The 17,536-nt window shown below is 60.5% G+C and carries 12 protein-coding genes and 1 pseudogene; 10 read left to right on the top strand and 3 right to left on the bottom strand.

Translation table 11 applies throughout. The features are described 5' to 3' along the window. Window positions 1-30: 30 nt before the first annotated feature. Together AC0J6G_RS15565 and dibA are read right to left on the bottom strand one after the other, a co-directional pair. Window positions 31-4,473 (bottom strand): PAS domain S-box protein, encoded by a 4,443-nt coding sequence (locus AC0J6G_RS15565; RefSeq protein WP_475249211.1) that lies wholly within the window; start codon window positions 4,471-4,473, stop codon window positions 31-33. Window positions 4,474-4,641: 168 nt separating this feature from the next. Next, window positions 4,642-6,936: a phosphodiesterase DibA gene (gene dibA / locus AC0J6G_RS15560; protein WP_475249209.1), complete on the bottom strand. Its 2,295-nt coding sequence runs from the start codon at window positions 6,934-6,936 to the stop codon at window positions 4,642-4,644. Between the two features lie 167 nt (window positions 6,937-7,103). On the opposite strand from dibA, the gene desA reads away from it, so the two are divergent. The 10 genes and pseudogenes from desA to AC0J6G_RS15510 all read left to right on the top strand — a co-directional run bounded on the left by desA (window position 7,104) and on the right by AC0J6G_RS15510 (window position 15,777). Further along, window positions 7,104-8,291: a delta-9 fatty acid desaturase DesA gene (gene desA / locus AC0J6G_RS15555; protein WP_475249207.1), complete on the top strand. Its 1,188-nt coding sequence runs from the start codon at window positions 7,104-7,106 to the stop codon at window positions 8,289-8,291. 594 nt (window positions 8,292-8,885) lie between these two features. Next, entirely contained in the window at window positions 8,886-10,184 is a 1,299-nt protein-coding gene (locus AC0J6G_RS15550) for an OprD family porin (protein WP_475249205.1), read from the top strand. Between the two features lie 166 nt (window positions 10,185-10,350). Further along, the gene (locus tag AC0J6G_RS15545; protein WP_475249203.1) at window positions 10,351-10,674 is read left to right on the top strand and encodes an ArsR/SmtB family transcription factor; all 324 of its coding nucleotides are present in this window, start codon (window positions 10,351-10,353) and stop codon (window positions 10,672-10,674) included. Next, on the top strand, window positions 10,674-11,105 hold the full coding sequence (locus AC0J6G_RS15540) for a YeeE/YedE family protein (RefSeq protein ID WP_475249201.1): 432 nt from the start codon (window positions 10,674-10,676) through the stop codon (window positions 11,103-11,105). Before AC0J6G_RS15545 ends, AC0J6G_RS15540 begins: the two co-directional genes overlap by 1 nt. A 2-nt stretch (window positions 11,106-11,107) precedes the next feature. Next, the gene (locus AC0J6G_RS15535) at window positions 11,108-11,524 is read left to right on the top strand and encodes a DUF6691 family protein (protein ID WP_475249199.1); all 417 of its coding nucleotides are present in this window, start codon (window positions 11,108-11,110) and stop codon (window positions 11,522-11,524) included. Between the two features lie 20 nt (window positions 11,525-11,544). Continuing rightward, complete coding sequence (locus AC0J6G_RS15530) at window positions 11,545-11,736, top strand: YgaP family membrane protein (protein ID WP_475249197.1); 192 nt, start codon at window positions 11,545-11,547, stop codon at window positions 11,734-11,736. Window positions 11,737-11,781: 45 nt separating this feature from the next. After that, entirely contained in the window at window positions 11,782-12,645 is an 864-nt protein-coding gene (locus AC0J6G_RS15525) for an MBL fold metallo-hydrolase (protein WP_475249195.1), read from the top strand. After that, a complete protein-coding gene (locus AC0J6G_RS15520) occupies window positions 12,635-14,356 on the top strand; it encodes a SulP family inorganic anion transporter (protein WP_475249193.1) in 1,722 nt (573 codons plus the stop codon). Before AC0J6G_RS15525 ends, AC0J6G_RS15520 begins: the two co-directional genes overlap by 11 nt. 104 nt (window positions 14,357-14,460) lie before the next feature. Next, window positions 14,461-15,219: pseudogene (locus AC0J6G_RS15515) on the top strand (PAS domain-containing protein); the annotation flags it as partial. Beyond that, on the top strand, window positions 15,199-15,777 hold the full coding sequence (locus tag AC0J6G_RS15510; protein WP_475253782.1) for a methyl-accepting chemotaxis protein: 579 nt from the start codon (window positions 15,199-15,201) through the stop codon (window positions 15,775-15,777). The pseudogene AC0J6G_RS15515 and the gene AC0J6G_RS15510, both read left to right, overlap by 21 nt. Window positions 15,778-15,841: 64 nt before the next feature. Here AC0J6G_RS15510 and mgtE read toward each other — a convergent pair whose 3' ends face one another. Continuing rightward, window positions 15,842-17,479: a magnesium transporter gene (gene mgtE / locus AC0J6G_RS15505; protein WP_475249191.1), complete on the bottom strand. Its 1,638-nt coding sequence runs from the start codon at window positions 17,477-17,479 to the stop codon at window positions 15,842-15,844. Window positions 17,480-17,536: the final 57 nt, after the last annotated feature.

Here is a 17,536-nt window from a genome sequence, read left to right as displayed (position 1 = left end):
GAGTGTCCCCGGAGTGTGCTGGCGATTTGGCTATCGCCCCTCTGGCGCCAGATTAGTCAGTTCGAACCAGAACGTCGCGCCATGGCCGGGGGTTGAGTCAAAACCAATCTGCCCGCCCATGCGTTCGATGATTTCCTTGCTGATCGCCAGGCCCAGGCCGGTGCCGCCTTTTTGCCGGGTATCGGTGGCGTCGGCCTGGGAGAATTTGCTGAAGATCCGCGCCTGAAAGTTTTCCGGAACGCCGGCGCCCTGGTTGGTCACGCTGACGCGAACACGGTCGTCGTGCTGCTGCGTGCTGATCTGCACGGTTTGCCCTTGGGGCGAGAACTTGGCCGCATTCGACAGAAAGTTGGCCAACACTTGGGTCAGGCGCAGCTTATCAACGCTGACCACGGCCTGGTTCGGCGGGCCCTGCAGTGTGAGGTGCACTTGGTAATGGCTGGCGTAGGGCTGGTTTTCCTCCACGGCCTGCTCCAGCAGCGGTTGCAGGGCTTCGTCGCGCAGGTTGAAGAGCATCTTGCCTGCCACCAGCTTGTCCATGTCGAGCAAGTCGTTAATCAGCAGGTTGAGGCGCTGGCTGTTGTCTTGGGCGATTTGCAGCATCTGCTGCATGCTGGCCGGCACCGGACCCAGGGCCCCGCCATTGATCAGGCCGAGGGAACCGGCAATCGCGGTCAACGGTGTGCGCAGCTCATGGCTTACGGTGGAGACGAACTCGTTTTTCATCCGCTCGATGCGTTTGCGCTCGTCGATGTCGCGGATCACCGCAATAAAGCGCCGCTCGCCCTGGTGGCTGATCTGCGAGATGGCCACCTCAATGGCGAAGGTTTCGCCATTACTGCGCATGGCGGTCATCTCGATTTCTTTACCGAGGACCTGGCGGATGCCGGTTTTGAGGAAATGGTTGACGTAGCGGGCGCGCATCGAACGCTGTGGTTCGGGCAGCAGCAGAGTGGCGCGGTGCCCGGAGACTTCCAGGTGGCTGTAGCCGAAGATACGTTCGGCCGCGTGGTTGAAGGTTTCGATATAACCCTGTTGATCGACGGTGATGATCGCGTCGAGTACGTTGTTGAGCAGGGTGCGCAGGTAATCCTCGCGTTCGCGAATGGCCATTTCCGCGGCGATTCGCTCGCTGAAGTCCTGAATTTGCGAGACAAAGTGTGAGGGTTGGTGATCACTGTCGCGAACCAGCGCCACGCTGAGCAACACCCAAATGATGCGCCCCTGGCTGTCGAAGTAGCGCTTTTCCATCTGGTAGGTGCTGATTTCACCGGCCAGCAGCTCCTCGATATTGTGCAGGTCTGCGTCCAGATCATCGGGGTGGGTGATCTGTTGAAAGTCGGTGCTCAGCAATTCTTGACGGCTGTAGCCGAGCATCTCGCAGAGCTGATCGTTGACTTCCAGCCACCGGCCTTGCAGGGAGACGAGGGCCATGCCCTGGGGCGCGGTGCTGAAGGCACTGCTGAACCGCTGTTGGCTAAGCAGCAACTTGTCTTCCACATCCTTGCGGTCGCTGATGTCCCAGATAAACCCGGCAACCCATTGCAGCTGCCCCTCACTGTTGAATTCGCCACGGCCCTTTTCCCGCACCCACACGCTGCGGCCGTCGGCATGCAGCAGCCGGTACGTCAGTTCGAAGGACTCCTGCCGTTCGATAGCCGCCACCGCGCGGTAGGTAATGGGCCGGTCGTCGGGGTGCACCAGGCTGGAGAAGCTGCGCACCGCATTGTTGATGAAGTCACTGGCGGGATAGCCGCTGAGGGCCTGAATCTCGTCGCTCAGGTAGCTCATGGTCCAGTTCGCATCACTGCGGCAGCGGTACACCGCGCCGGGCAGGTTGGCCACCAGGCCACGGAAGCGCGTCTCACTTTTTTGCAGGGCGCGAGTGGTCTGGTGCAAGTCGTTGATGTCGCTGGCGATGCCCAGGTAGCCGCTGATCGCGCCCTCGGCATCGCGCATGGTGCTGACGGTGAGGTTGACGATGCGCTGCTCAGCGTTTTTGCGCCGGTAGGTCCACTGGCGGGTTTCGGGTTCGCCTTGATCGGGGAGGTGGGTAAACACGGCAAAGCCGCTGATTTGCACCCCGAATCGCTGGCTCAGCTGACCGCCGCGCGCCTGGATTTCCTCGGCGAGGTGGAACAGCGCCGGGCTTTGCTGGCCGATCACTTCCGTGCTGCGATAGCCCAGCAGGCGTTCGGCGCCCGAGTTGAACAGGGTGATCAGGCCGCTGCTGTCGGTGGTGATGATGGCCACGCCAGTGGCCGAGTCGAGTATCGCCTGCAGGAAGCGCCGTGCATCGCGGATCTGCTCTTCGTGTTGCAGGCGCTCGAGGGAGGCGCCAACCCAGCGGGCGAACAGGCGCATGAACTCGCTGTCGGCTTCATCGAACAACGTACTGCGGGCTGCGCTTGAGGAAAAGGACAGCGTGCCAAAGCGCTGGCCGGCGACCCAGATACTGGTGCCGATGTAACTTTCCAGGGCAAACAGCGGGTAGCAGGGGTGCGCGGCGTATTCACTGGCGCCCATGGCGGCAATGGCCAGCACATCGTTGCTCCGCAGCGCGATGCTGCAGTAGGTATCGCCGAGGGCAAAGTGCTGGTCATCCTGCAGGCTGTCAGGCGGTGATACCTGCACCATCACCCGATAATCCTGCGCCTCGATCTGGCTGATGATGCCGATCGGCATGCCATAGAACTGCGCACCCAGCTGCAGGGCCTGGCGCAGTTGCTCTTTTGTACTGAGCTTGGGCAGCGCGGCAATTTCGTTGAGCGCGCGCAGGGCTGCCTGTTGGCGCTGCATGCGTTGCTGGGCGTGCTCGCGCTGCTGATCACGGCGCAGCGCATCCAGCAACTGGCCGAGGGTGGTCAGCAATGGCTGTAACCGGGTGGTGAAGTCGGCGCTGTAGCCGCCCTCGCGGTTGGCCAGGCCGAGCATGCCCACAAGCTCGCCGTTGGCATGAATCGGCAGGCCGGCAAATGCCAGTAGTGGCGGGTGCCCCGGTGGCAAACCGGCGCTTTGCGGGTGGTTGGCGGGGTCGTTGCTGATCAGCGGCTGGCCACTGCGAATCACCTGGCCGAACAGGCTGTCGAGGTTACGAAACGCCAGACCTTGCGGCGCATGGGCCGCGTAGAACGCACGGCTTTGTTCATCCCAGGCGATATTGCTGATGGCGAAGGTGCGCAGATAGGGCGCGCCGAGGTCGTCGAGCAGGATTTCACCCACAAACCCGAACTGGCTGGCGCTGACTTCGAGAATCCGTGTGAGCAGGGTGTCGAAGGCTTCGCGCTGGTTGTCCGCATTGATATAGGCCGCCTGCACCTGGGTAATCAGCGCCAGCAGTTGGCGCGACTCTTCGGTTTGCTGATGCTTGGTCTGCAGTTCGCTGTGATGCTGGCGCATCAACGCCTGGCTGCTGTGCCGAGTGGCTTGCAGCAGCAACAGCAGCAGCGCTTCGGCGGCGAGCCAGGCCAGCAGCCATTTGCCCAGCAACCAGCGTTTATCGCGCTCATACAGGGTGTACTGCTCGGTGACATCGCGCCAGGTCAGGGCCAGCAAAGGGCTGTCGCTTAAGCGGGTAGCGGCTTGGTAGTCGCTTAAGCGCACTTGATTGAGCAGGTAGGTTCGCGCTTGATCATCCAGCAGTTTGAAGGTGTTGCCTGCCTTGGGGTCAGGCAGGCGTTGCTGCGCCTTCCAGCGTTGCACCTGCACTTGGGAAAAGCCCGCCAGGTGCCAGTATTCACTGCCCGCAACAGCTGCGCCGGGCGCCTCGCCATGGCTATCCGGCATCGCTGTTGGGCGCTTGAGCAGCAGGGCGACGCCCGCCTCCAGCTCGTTATCCAGCTGTTGCAGGTTGTTCAGCAGATCCAGGCTGACTTCTAACGCACCGACGTTTGATGTGTCCGCTGGGCCTGCCACACGCAGCGGCACGATGGCGTGCATGCTCAGGTTTTCGCCATCCACCGTCATACCTGTGGTGACCGAGGACTGGCGCAGGCTGTCGAGTAGCATGGGCCGCTGTGCGGCCGGAAAGTCGGTAAACCGCTGTGGCTCATGCACCCGCAGTAGCACCTCAGCGTTGGGCGCCAGATGCACCGACAAGGCAAACGCGCGGATGTTTTGCAGCTCGCGCCAGCGCGGGCTGAGGTGGTTATACAGCTGGCTGCGAATGCTGTTCAGGCCCTGTTGGTTCGCCGGGTCGTTGCTGTGCAAGGCATGAGCCTGGCGCACCAGCTCGACCAGCTCGGCGTCAGCGGCAAGCATCTCGCCGAGCAATTGTGCTTGCTTCTGCAACTCCTGCTGGCTGTTGCGCAGGGTCAGGCTTTGCAGCTCATGCTGTTTGGCCAGTTGCAGGTTCCACAAGGTTTCCCGTTCATTCAGGGCAAAACCGCCCAGCAAGCTGAAGAAGATCGCCAGGGCGAGGCTGCCAAGGCTGACGATCCAGTAAATGGTGGTGGGTTTGCTCGGCTTATCCATCAATCAGGCTCATTACAGGCGTGCATAGAGGCTCTTGGGGTCACTGCAATTCGCTTGCGGCCACGCTATGACGCGGGCCGGGTCTATCACTGGGTTGCTGCGGCGCAGGCTGGTGATCGGTATGCGCCGATCGGCGCTGCTGCGGTCGTCAGTTACGGCCGGTCTGAGTTATGCCTCAGTGCGTTGCGCGCCGGAGCGCGCAGCTAATTGCCGCGTCAGCTGTTCTGCCGGTTGTGGATGACCGAAATAATAGCCCTGGCCATGGTCGCAGCCGAGCTGCTGGAGTAACTCGATCTGCTCAATGTGCTCAATGCCCTCCGCCAATACCTTGAGCCCTAGGCTGTGGCCGAGGCCGAGCACCGCGCGGGTGATCGCCACATCGCTTGGGTCATGCGGCAGGCCGCGGACAAAGCTTTGGTCGAGCTTGAGCTTATGCACCGGCAGGCGCTTGAGGCGCGCCAGGGAGCTGTAGCCCGTGCCGAAGTCATCAATGGCCAGGCGTATGCCGAGTGCGCGCAAACGTTCGAGCAAAGCCAGCGCGGCGTCGGGGTTGTCCATCACCGCGCTTTCGGTGACTTCCAGCTCCAGATGGCCTGGGTTGAGGCCGGTGCGGCGCAGTACCTCGGCCACCTGTTGGTCGAGCTTGCCGCGGCTGAACAGGCGGCTGGAGACATTCACCGCGACGAATTGCAGGGTATGACCGGCGGCTTGCCAAGCGACCATCTGCAGGCAGCTTTGCTCCAGCACCCAGGCATCGATGGTGCCGATCAGCCCGCTTTCTTCGGCTATCGGGATAAATTCACCGGGCGCGACCAAGCCGCGCTGCGGATGTTGCCAGCGCACCAGGGCTTCGACCCCGATCATCTCTTGCTTGCGCAGGCAAATCAGCGGCTGGTAGTAAACGCACAGCTCTTGGTTATCCAGGGCGTGGCGCAGGGCACTGGCCAGTTCGACGCGTTGGCGGGCGTGTTCGGTCAGCTCTTGGCTGTAGAACGCGTAGCTCTCGCGGCCGCTGCTCTTGGCCTTGAATAACGCCGAATCGGCATTGCGCAGCACCTGGCCGACATCGCCCGCCTCAAAGGGATACAGGCTGACGCCGATGCTGGCGGTGACGAACAGCTCTTGCTGGTCGATCCTGAATGGCTGGGTCAGGTTGGCCTGCAGACGTTGAGCCATCACCGCCGCCTGTTCGGCGCCGTTGCAGTTCTCGTAGAGCAGGCCGAACTCGTCGCCGCCCAGGCGCGCCAGGGTCATGTTGTTGCCAAGCTGCTGGCTGAGGCGCTCGCCCACCTCTTTTAGTAGCAGGTCGCCAATGCTGTGGCCGAGGCTTTCATTGATGTTTTTGAAATGGTCGAGGTCGATCAGCAGGACTGCGCCGTTTTGGCCGTCGAGTCTGGCGCGCTCAAGGGCGTGCTCAACGCGCTCAGTAAACAGCAGGCGGTTGGGCAGGTTGCTCAGCGGGTCGTGGTGGGCCAGGTAGTCGAGCTCGCGTTGTGAGCGTTTCAGCGCGCTGATATCGGAGAACACCGCAACGTAATGGCTAAGGTTGCCTTGTTCATCGTGGATCACCCGGATGCATTGCCATTGCGGGTAAATCTCGCCGCTTTTGCGCCGGTTCCACACCTCGCCACTCCAGGTGCCGCGGTTTTGCAGGGCATTCCACAGGCTTTCGTAGAAGCTTTTATCGTGGCGGCCGGATTTCAGCAGGCTCGGCGACTCGCCGATGATTTCCGCCTCGCTGTAGCCGGTGATGCGGCTAAAGGCCGGGTTGCAGTGCACGATACGCTGCTGGGCATCGGTCACCAGTACGCCTTCCTGGGTCGCATCAAATACCGCCGCGGCCTGGCGCAGGCTGTCTTCATCCTGACGCCGCTGGGTGATGTCACTGGCGGTGCCAATCAGTCGCTCCGGCTGGTCATGCTCATCGAGCAGCAGGCGCCCGCGTGATTGAATCCAGCGGTAGCTGCCATCCTGATGCAGCAAGCGGTAGTTAACTTCATAAGGCGCCTGGTTGCGCGCAGCCAGACGCTGCTGCAGGTTGCGCTCAAAAGCCACGCGGTCATCCGGGTGCAGGCGTTGCAGCCATTGCTGTTCATCGCTCAGGGCGGTGGCGGGGATGCCGAGCAGGTCGGCGTAGCCGGGGGAGAAATACACCCTATGGTTTTGCAGGTCTAAGTCCCACATGCCGTCTTTGGCGGCTTCAATGGCCAACTCCAGACGCTTTTCACTGGCTTGCAGGGCCTGATTGGCCTGCTGGTACTGGTGCTGATGGTTGCGTAAAACGCTGTACAGCAGGGCAGCGGTAAGCAGCACAAACACCAATCCCTTCAGCAGTTGTGCCCATTCTAGTTGGGGTTGGGGCAGCTCCAGGGCAGCCAGCACACCATCGCCCAAGAGCACCCAGAGTACTGCGGCCAGCAAATAGCGGAGGGTCGGGCGCCAAGCGCCGTGGGCAACATTCATGGGTTAACAATTGATCCTTTTTCTTGAGCCGGCAGTATAGGTGTTTAAAGGGGGGCGGCATTCTTATGCAAAAGACCAACTGGTTTTCTGATCCGGGTCAGGGATAATACTTCTGACGTGTGCTAAAAAGCGGCGGCGTCTTTCCTTCTGCACGAGGCACATGATCCATGTGGTACAACGGTTTTCTTGATCTGTCGGTATGGCAGTTGATTGCAGTCACGCTAGTGATGACGCACGTGACCATCGTCAGCGTAACGGTTTATCTGCATCGCTACTCCGCGCACCGTGCGCTGGAGCTGCATCCGGTGCTGAAACACTTCTTCCGTTTCTGGCTGTGGCTGACCACCGCGCAGAACACCCGCGAGTGGACCGCGATCCACCGTAAGCACCATGCCAAATGCGAAACTGTCGATGACCCGCACAGTCCGGTGATTAAAGGCCTGGGCACTGTGCTGCGTACCGGCGCCGAATTGTACGCCGAAGAAGCGAAGAACCCGGAAACCTTGCGTATTTATGGCAAGAACTGCCCGGAAGACTGGATCGAGCGCAACCTTTATTCGCGTTTCCCCATGGCGGGTATCAGCCTGATGGCGGTGATCGATCTTGCGTTGTTCGGCGCGGCGGGTATCACCATCTGGGCGATCCAGATGATGTGGATTCCTGTGTGGGCGGCGGGTGTGATCAACGGCCTCGGCCATGCTGTCGGCTATCGCAACTTCGAATGCCGCGATGCCGCCACCAATCTAGTGCCCTGGGGCATCCTGATCGGCGGTGAAGAGCTGCACAACAATCACCACACTTATCCGAACTCAGCCAAGCTGTCGGTGAAGGCATGGGAATTCGACATGGGCTGGTTCTGGATCAAGCTGTTCAGCGTCTTCGGTCTGGCCAAGGTGCAGCGCGTTGCGCCCATCGCTCACCGGGTGGAAGGCAAGCGTAGCCTAGACATGGATACCGCCATGGCCATCCTCAACAACCGTTTCCAGATCATGGCGCAGTACCGCAAGCTGGTTATTGCACCGCTGGTGCAGCAGGAGCTGGCCAAGGCCGATGCCTCCGTGCGCCATCACTTCCACCGCGCCAAGCGTCTTTTGTCGCGTGAGCCGAGCCTGCTCGACGAAGGCCACCAGGCACGCATCCAGCGCATGTTGGAGCAGAGCCAGGCACTCAAGGTAATCTACGAGAAGCGTCTGGCCCTGCAGCAGATCTGGGTAAAAACCAGCGCCAATGGCCATGACATGCTCGAAGCCATCAAGCACTGGGTGAGCGACGCCGAGGCCAGCGGTATTCAGTCGCTGCGCGAATTTGCCGAGCAGTTGAAAACCTATTCGCTGCGTCCGGTCAACGCCGCTTAATCCAGTGTTCTCCGCCAAGCCCGCCATTGCAGCGGGCTGGTGTTTCTGCGGTCCACTCACGACAAGAAGGGCGGGTAGCGCAGCCTATCCTTGCTTGAGCGTGCAATGCCAAACCGCAGGGTACTGGTGGGTTAGTTCGTTGCTGCAGCGGCTTTGGTTGGCGATAACCCGCCTTTTGGGGTTTTTTGATCGGCAATAATCCGCCTATAGGCTTGCTGGTCGTGTGGTCAAAACCCTTATTGCTGATTTCCAACGCGTTGAAATACAGGCGCTTACCCGCTTTCCCGGCGGCTGGCACAGTATCTGCCTAAGCTCAGCGCACAACGGCCGTGAGCGTCGGCCGACAATAACAATGAAGAGACCTACACCATGATTGTTAGCCGTCCGCTGCTCTGTGCTCATTCCCCAGCTCGCGCTGACTGCCTTTACGTGCCCACCTGATTTTGTTTATTACCCGGCCTTTGTTGATGTGGGCAGACGTTTGCCTGCCTGTTTATGGCCCTGTAATAACCCCGAATTCGGTGCGCGCCTGCCGCTTCACTGGCTGAAGACAGTACCGTGCCGATGTGCAACCCACACAACTGGAGAACCATAATGAGAAAAACCTCCCTGGCCCTGGCCGTTGCTGCCAGCACCCTGGGCTTGTCCCTGAGCCAAGCGGCGTTTGCCGACTTTATTGGTGACAGCAAGGCCACCCTCGAAGCCCGTAACTTCTATTTCAACCGCGATTTCCGTCAAGGCAACAGCGAGGCTCCGTCGCAGAGCCAGTCCAAGCAGGAAGAGTGGGCGCAAGGCTTTATTTTGCGCGCTAATTCCGGTTTCACCGATGGCACAGTTGGCTTCGGCGCCGACGCGATTGGCATGTTCGGTTTTAAGCTGGATTCCGGTGGTGGCACTTCGGGCAGCGGTTTGCTGGTGCCGGATGGTTCCGGTGGTTCGCAGGACAACTCTTCCGATTTGGCTGTGGCTGCCAAGGTCAAGCTGTCCAACAGCACCCTGCGCGTTGGTCAAATGCAGTTTAAAAATGCTGCCATCGCTTCCAGCGACAGCCGCTTGCTGCCACAGGTTTTTGAAGCAGGGCACCTGGTCTCTCAGGAAATTGACGGCCTGATGCTGGAGGCTGCGCACATCCGCGAAGTAAACAACCGTAACTCTAATGATTACGAAGACATCTCCATCACCAATAGCTTTACCAGTAAAACTGGCGCTGTAGGCACGCGCGGTATTCGTTTGAGCGGCGGCGCTACCTCCGATTCGTTCGACTTTATCGGCGGCACCTACAAAATCAGCAAAGACCTGACTGCTGGTTATTACTATTCCAACATGGACGAACTGTACAAACAGCACTCCTTCAACGCTGTGCATGTACTGCCGCTGAGCGACAAGCAAAGCTTGAAGACTGACCTGCGATACGCTCGTTCTACCGACGATGGTAATCGCAGTAACGTAGACAATACGGCCATTGGCGCCATGGTTACCTACGGCCTAGACGGTCACGCTTTCGGGTTGGGTTACCAGAAGATGAGCGGCGATACCGGCTTTGCCTATATCAATGGCACCGACCCGTTCCTGGTTAACTATGTACAGATCGGTGACTTTGGTAACAAAGACGAGAAGTCCTACCAGGCACGCTATGACTTCAACTTTGCCTCTATCGGTATTCCGGGTCTGACATTCATGACCCGCTACCTGACCGGTGACAACGTCGACCGTGGTCGCAACGTTTCCGAAGGCAAAGAGTGGGAGCGTAATACCGAGCTGATGTATGTATTCCAGGAAGGTACGTTTAAGAATCTGGGCGTGCGCTGGCGCAATGCGTCTGTGCGCTCAAACTTTGCCAACGACATCGACGAAAACCGTCTGATCGTCAGCTACACCTTGCCGCTGCTCTGATTGCGGTGGTGATGGGTGAGTGGGTGTATCCCGCTTGGCTCATGCAGCAGCAGAAACCCGGACTTTGTTCCGGGTTTTTTTACGCCCGCGATTCATGGTGGCGTACGGGCTTGCCGATCAATATATAAAATAATATATTGTTTTTACGTTAACTGAGTTGTGTGCCATGAAACCAGATGAAGCCTCATTCGATATCCAGCAGCTGCGCGCCAATGCCGAAGCGGCCGGGCAGCTGCTTAAAGCGCTGAGTAACCCGGACCGCCTGCTGCTGCTGTGTCAGCTCTCTCAGGGTGAGCTGAACGTCAGCGAGTTGGAGGCCAAATTGGGTATTCAGCAGCCGACCCTGTCACAACAACTGGCCGTACTGCGTCGTGAGGGGTTGGTGGCCACCCGCCGTGAAGGCAAGCAGATTTATTACTGCATCAGCAGCCCAGCGGCGTTGGCGGTGATTAATACGCTCTATCAGCAGTTCTGCGCAGGCACTGAATAATGGCTATTGATTGGTACAACTTTACCCCCTGGAGTGCCCTGGCAGGCGGTGCATTGATTGGCGTGGCGGCAAGTGTGTTTGTGGTGATGAATGGCCGTGTCGCGGGCATTAGCGGTTTGCTTGGCAGCGTGTTGGCACGCGGCGAAGGGCGAGGCGAGAAGGCGCTGTTTCTGCTCGGTGTGCTGCTCGCGCCGCTGCTTTGGCAACTGTTTAGTCGCCTGCCTGTGATTGAGATTGATACGAGCTGGGGCGCGCTGCTTATCGCAGGCGTGCTGGTGGGTCTCGGCACCCGCTACGGCTCGGGGTGCACCAGTGGTCATGGCGTGTGTGGTTTGTCGCGCTTATCGCCGCGGTCATTGGCGGCCACCCTGGGTTTTATGGCGGCGGGCTTCGCTACGGTGTTTGTCCTTCGCCACCTGCTGGGGGGCTGAGCATGCGCAAGGTGATGGCTTTTCTCGCGGGGGTGATGTTCGGTATTGGCCTGCTGGCGGCAGGCATGACCAACCCGGCCAAAGTGCTGGCTTTTCTTGATGTGGCGGGTCACTGGGACCCTTCGTTGGCATTTGTTATGGCAGCCGCTATTGGCGTGGCGTTTTTGCCCTTCAGCTGGGCGCGGCTGCAGCGCACCAGCTTACTTGGTGCGCCCATGCAACTACCCGGCAAACGCGAGCTGGATCGCCGGCTGATTGGCGGCAGCCTGCTGTTTGGCGTGGGCTGGGGGATTGCCGGCATCTGCCCAGGGCCGGCCGTGGCGATGCTGCTGACAGGGCGCTGGCAGGTGTTGTTGTTCGTGGTGGCGATGCTGGCGGGAATGATTGTGTTTACTGCGCTGGAACGCCGGCGCGGGTAATTGATGATCGGGAGATCACTATGAAAGCAAATGTTGGCACCCTCGACCGTAGCCTGCGCATTGCTGCAGGCCTGATTCTGATTGGCTTAAGCCTGAGCGGCGTGATTGGCTTATGGGGGCTGATTGGCCTTGTGCCGCTGGCCACCGGCTTGTTGCGATCGTGTCCGGCGTACTCGCTGTTAGGCATCAATACCTGCAAGACCAACGGTTAACCTACCGCAATACTGACCGGCTTGGCCGGTCAGGCTGGAGTTGCCATGCCACCGCTCATCCAGGCTTTTTTCGACCCTGCCACCTCGACGTACAGTTACGTCGTCAGTGACCCTGCCACTGCGCAGTGCGCGATTATCGACTCCGTGCTGGACTACGATGCCGCCGCCGGGCGTACCCGTTATACCAGCGCTGACCGCTTAATCGCCTACGTCCGTGAGCACGGTCTGAGCGTGCAGTGGTTGCTGGAAACCCACGTACATGCTGATCACCTTTCCGCCGCGCCCTATCTCAAGGCGGCGCTGGGCGGCCGTTTGGCGATAGGTGAGCAGATCCGCACCGTGCAAACCACCTTCGGCACGCTGTTCAATGCCGGTAGCGAGTTTGCGGTCGATGGTCGCCAGTTCGACCAGCTGTTTCAGGATGATCAGGCGTTTCTGATTGGCACGCTGAGCGCTCGCGCCCTGCATACGCCTGGGCATACGCCGGCCTGCATGACCTACCTGATTGGCGATGCCGCATTTGTCGGCGACACCCTGTTTATGCCGGATTACGGCACCGCGCGCTGTGATTTCCCCGGCGGCGATGCACGCACCCTGTACCGTTCGATTGCCCGGCTATTTGCCCTGCCGGCCAGCACGCGGCTGTTTATGTGTCACGATTACCTGGCGCCGGGCCGCGAGCAGCATCGCTACCAGACCACGGTGGCCGAGCAGCGTGCGCACAACGTGCATGTGCACCAGGGCATTGATGAAGAGGCCTTTGTTGCGATGCGTCAGGCCCGCGATGCCAGCCTGGGTATGCCCGCGCTGATGCTGCCTGCGGTGCAGGTGAATATGCGCGCCGGCCATTTGCCGCCCGCTGAAGACAATGGTGTGCGCTACCTCAAGGTGCCGTTGAATGTTTTATAAGTGGCCGCTGCTGAAAACCCTGCGTGAGTACGACCGGAGTCAGGCGGGCCGTGATCTGGTGGCTGCCAGCCTGATCTGCTTGTTACTGGTGCCGCAGGCGTTGGCCTATGCGCAGTTGGCCGGCTTGCCGGCAGTGGCGGGCATGTACGCGAGCATTCTGCCGCTGGTGGTGTATGCACTGATCGGCGCAAGCCCCGGCGTGGCACTGTCATTTGGGCCGGTGGCGGTCTTGGCGTTGATGACGGCGGCTGCGCTGGCACCGATTGCCGCAGCAGGCAGTGCCGCCTATAGCGCCGCCGCCGTGGGCCTGACCCTGCTGGTGGGCGCGTTGCTGTTGTTGATGGGCCTGTTGCGCCTGGGTTTTATGGCCAACTTTCTCAGTCATCCGGTGATTTCCGGGTTCGTCAGTGGCGCCGCAGTGCTGATTGCCGTGAGTCAGTTGCATTACTTGATGGGCGTACCGGCGGATGGCTTGACCCTGCCGCAAGTGCTGCCGGCGCTGTATGGTCAGCTGGCTGCAGTCCATCGACCAACACTCCTGCTGGGTGGCGTGAGCCTGGTGGTCCTGGTGCTGTTACGTCACCTTAGCCTGCTCGGCGTGCCCGCTGCCTGGGCGCTGCGGGTCAAACAGCTCAGCGCGCTGGCAGTGATGCTGCTGGCAATCGCAGCAGGGGCGCTGCTGCAGTTAGAAGCTTACGGGATAAAAGTGGTGGGGGTGGTGCCGGTCGGGTTGCCCACGCTGGGCCTGCCAAGCCTGGAATTGAGCCTGCTGCGGGAACTGCTGCCGGCCGCATTGCTGATTGCCTTGGTGGGCTTTGTCGAGTCGATCTCGATTGCCCAGAGCCTGGCCATGCGCAGCCGCCAGTTAATCAGCCCTGATCTGGAGCTGCTGGGCCAGGGCGCGGCCAATGTGGCTTCGGCCGTCAGTGGTGGCATGCCTGTGGCGGCGAGTTTTTCGCGTTCGGCGGTGGCTCGGCAAAGCAATATGGCCACGCCGCTGGTTGGCATTTTCGCCGCCGGCTTGATGCTGGCGGCGGTGCTGGGCCTGGCCCCGATACTGCGGCACCTGCCGCAGGCGGTATTGGCGGCGAGTATTTTGGTGGCCGTGATCGGGTTGGTGGATGTGCCGAGCCTGCGCCACACCTGGCGCTACTCAAAAGCTGAGGGCGGCGCGCAGTTAGCGACCTTCTTCGGCGTGCTGCTGCAAGGGGTTGAGGCCGGCATCATGCTCGGCGTTGCTCTGTCGCTGCTGCTGTTTCTCTGGCGCACCAGCCGGCCGCACATGGCCGTGGTCGGGCTGGTGCCGGGTAGTCAGCATTTTCGCAATATCCAGCGCTATGACACGGCGCAAAGCCCCAGTGTGCTGTCGTTACGGGTGGATGAAAGCCTCTATTTCCCCAATGCCCGTTACCTGGAGGCCCGCATCGGCGAGCTGATTGCCGTGAGTCCCGAAGTGCGCCACTTGGTACTGATGTGCTCGGGGGTCAATCAGATCGATGCCAGCGCTCTGGATACCCTGGAATCTATCGCCGAGCAGCTACAAAGCGCCAATGTGCAGCTGCATTTGTCCGAGGTCAAAGGGCCGGTGATGGATCGGCTGCAGCGCTCGGATTTTCTCCAGCGCTTTGGTGGGCAAGTGTTTCTCAGCCAGTACCAAGCGCTGTGCACGCTCGACCCGCAAAGTGTCCAGCGCGCCCACGCGGGCGAGTGAATCTGCGCTACATATTATGTGCGGCCAGCCGATAGCCTGATTAGCTGCACAGAGCGATCAGGCGCCCCTGTGCTCAGCATGATTTTCATACTCTTGAGGTCGATATGTTCGGATCGCGTCTTCGCGGTGAGTTAAAACAGTGCCAGCAGGAGTTGTTAGCAAATCAGGAAGTGATGGGTGCGATCCGCCGCACCCTGGCGATGATTGAGTTCACCCCTCAAGGTGAAATTCTCGATGCCAATGAGGCCTTTCTGGCCGTGATGGGCTACCGCCTGGAAGAGTTGCGCGGGCAGAGCCACCGTTTGTTCTGCGCCAAAGAGCAGCTTGCCAGCCCAGCCTACGCAGCCTTTTGGCGGCGCCTGGCGGCTGGTGAGAGCTTTAGCGACCGCTACATGCGGATCGCCAAAGATGGGCGCGAAATCTGGCTGGAAGCCAGCTACCTGCCGGTGCGCAATGCCCAAGGGCAGGTGAGTAAGGTGATTAAGCTGGCGTCTGACATTACTGAGCGCATGCACGCCGAACATCAGCACGGTAGCTATGTGAACGCCATCAACCGCTCCACGGCGGTGGTTGAGTTCAACCTGGCCGGTGAGGTGCAGGACGCGAATGAAAACTTCCTCAGCACCATGGGCTATCGCCTGGATGAAGTGCGGGGCAAGCACCATCGCCAGTTCTGTGACCATGAAGAAGCCAGCAGTGAGGCGTATCAGCGTTTTTGGCAGCGGCTGAATCGCGGCGAGTTTATCTCGGACCGCTTCAAGCGAGTTTCCAAGAGCGGTCAGGTGGTGTGGCTGCGCGCCACCTATAACCCACTGTTTGACGCGGCCGGCCGCCTATACGGGGTGGTCAAGTTTGCCAACGACATTACCAGCCAGGTGCTGCACCGTGATGCCGAGTCGGCGGCTGCCCAGTTGGCTTACGACATTGCGCAGGAAACCGATGCCAGCGCGATCAAGGGGGCGCAAACAGTCGAAGAAACGGTGCAGGAGGTGCGTGGGATTGCCGATGAGCTGGCCAAGGTTGCCAGCAACATTCAGGCCCTGAGCGCGCAGTCAGAGCGCATCAGCAGCATTGTCCAGGTGATCCGTGGGATTGCCGAGCAAACGAATCTATTGGCGCTGAATGCAGCCATTGAAGCGGCGCGCGCCGGTGAGCAGGGCCGTGGTTTTGCGGTGGTGGCGGATGAGGTGCGCAACCTGGCCGCGCGTACCAGCCAGGCCACCATTGAAATTAACGAGGTGGTACGCTTGAACCATGACCTCGCCTTGCAGGCCGTTGAGGGGATGGATGGCAGCAAGCAGAGGGCCGAGCACGGCGTGCTGCTGGCCAGTAAGGCCGGTGAGGTGATGCTGGAAATACGCGATGAAGCACAGCGGGTCGTCGCGGCTATCGGCCAGTTCACCCAAGCCATGCAGGACTAAAGAAAACGCCCGCGTATAGCGGGCGTTTTTTTGATGGCGTGCTTGTGGGCATTGCACCGCCCAGCTAGAGCAGCAACAGGGTGGCCAGGCCGAGAAAGGCAAAGAAGCCAATCACATCGGTCACCGTGGTCAGGATCACACTGCCGGCCAGTGCCGGGTCAATCCCCATGCGGTGCAGCAATAACGGAATACCCCAGCCGGACAAGGTGGCGCAGAGCAGGTTAAGCAGGATGGCCACGCCGAGCACCGCGCCAATGCCCCAGTTACCAAACCAAGCCACCGCGAGTAGGGCGATCACCACCGACCAGAGCATGCCGTTGAGGATCGAGATACCCAGTTCGCGGTTGAGCAGAATGCGGATATTGCCCTTTTGTACCTGGCCCAAGGCCAGGCCACGAATGACCAAGGTCAGGGTTTGGCTGCCGGCAATGCCGCCCATGCTGGCCACAATCGGCATCAGCACGGCGAGGGCGACTAACTGCTCAAGGGTCGCTTGAAACAACCCGATAACCCACGCAGCGCCGAACGCCGTGAGCAGGTTTATGCCCAACCACACGGCGCGCCGCTTGGCGCTCACCAATACGGGGGCGAAGATGTCGGCCTCATCGTCGAGGCCCGCCATGTGCATCAAGGCGCGGTCGGAATCTTCACGAATCAGGTCGATCACGTCGTCCACAGTGATCCGGCCGATCAGTCGGTTATGCGCATCAACCACTGGGGCGGAGAGCAGGTCATGGTCCTGGAACAGCCGGGCCACTTCGTTGCCGCTGGTGTCCACGGCGATGCCGCTGATGTCATCGTGCATCAGCTCACTGACGCGTTGGTCGAGTTCCGCCGTGACCAGCTCGCTCAGGCGCAGCGCACCCTGATAATGGCCCTTACGGTCAACCACCATCAGCAGGTCGGTTTGCGGCGGCAGGCGCTCCAGTAAGCGTAAGTAGCGCAGCACCGCCCCGGCCCGCACATCGGCTCGTACTTGGATCGGGTCGGCATTCATCAAACCGCCGGCCGAGTCCTCGGGGTAGGACAGCATCGACTCAAGCTGCCGGCGCTGCGCCGTGCTGCTGGCGTGCAGCAACTGCTTGCCGAGGTCGGCCGGTAAGGCCTGGATCAGGTCGACACGGTCATCCAGCTCAAGCTCGGCGGTGGCGGCGATCAGGTCTTCCGGATCAAGCTCCAACGCCAAGGCTGTACGGATTTCATCGTGCAGGTAGGTGAGCACTTTGCCCGCCCGCTCGGTTTCCACCATGCTCCAGGCTTGGTAGCGCTCCACCGGTGGCATGGCTTCGAGCAAGCCGGCGACTTTGGCCGGGTGCATGCGGTGCAGCAATTTGCCCAGGCGCTTGAGCTTGCCCTGAGCCAGCGCTTGGCGCACGGCTTCTAGCTGGTTGGTGTGGGGGCTGTCAGCGTCGTCGTGGGTGCTCAGGCTGGACTCGGCCGAGTCGCCAACCAGCTGCGCCCTCAGGCTGGGGCTCAGGTGATGCAGGCTGCGCTCTTCCAGGTCGGGGCTCATCTGCTGCCACAACGTCAGGCGTTGTTCGGCATCGAGCAGCTCCAACAGCGCGGCTACTTTGCCAGGGTGCATGCGTGCCAGTAGTTTGCGCACACGTTTGTTCTTACCGCTGGCCAGCGCCTGGATGATGGCGTTGGTGTCGGTGAGGCTGTGCGGGGTGTCGCTGGGCGATGAGGACGTTGATTTCATGAGCGCGAGAATAACACTCGAGCTGCAGCGCATATATGCGTGTGCACTGGGGCTCAC

The sequence above is a fragment of the Pseudomonas sp. TS_SC_3 genome (assembly GCF_056156225.1).
The sequence above is the reverse complement of the archived record's forward strand: the minus strand, read 5'-3'. Positions and strand labels throughout refer to the sequence as shown.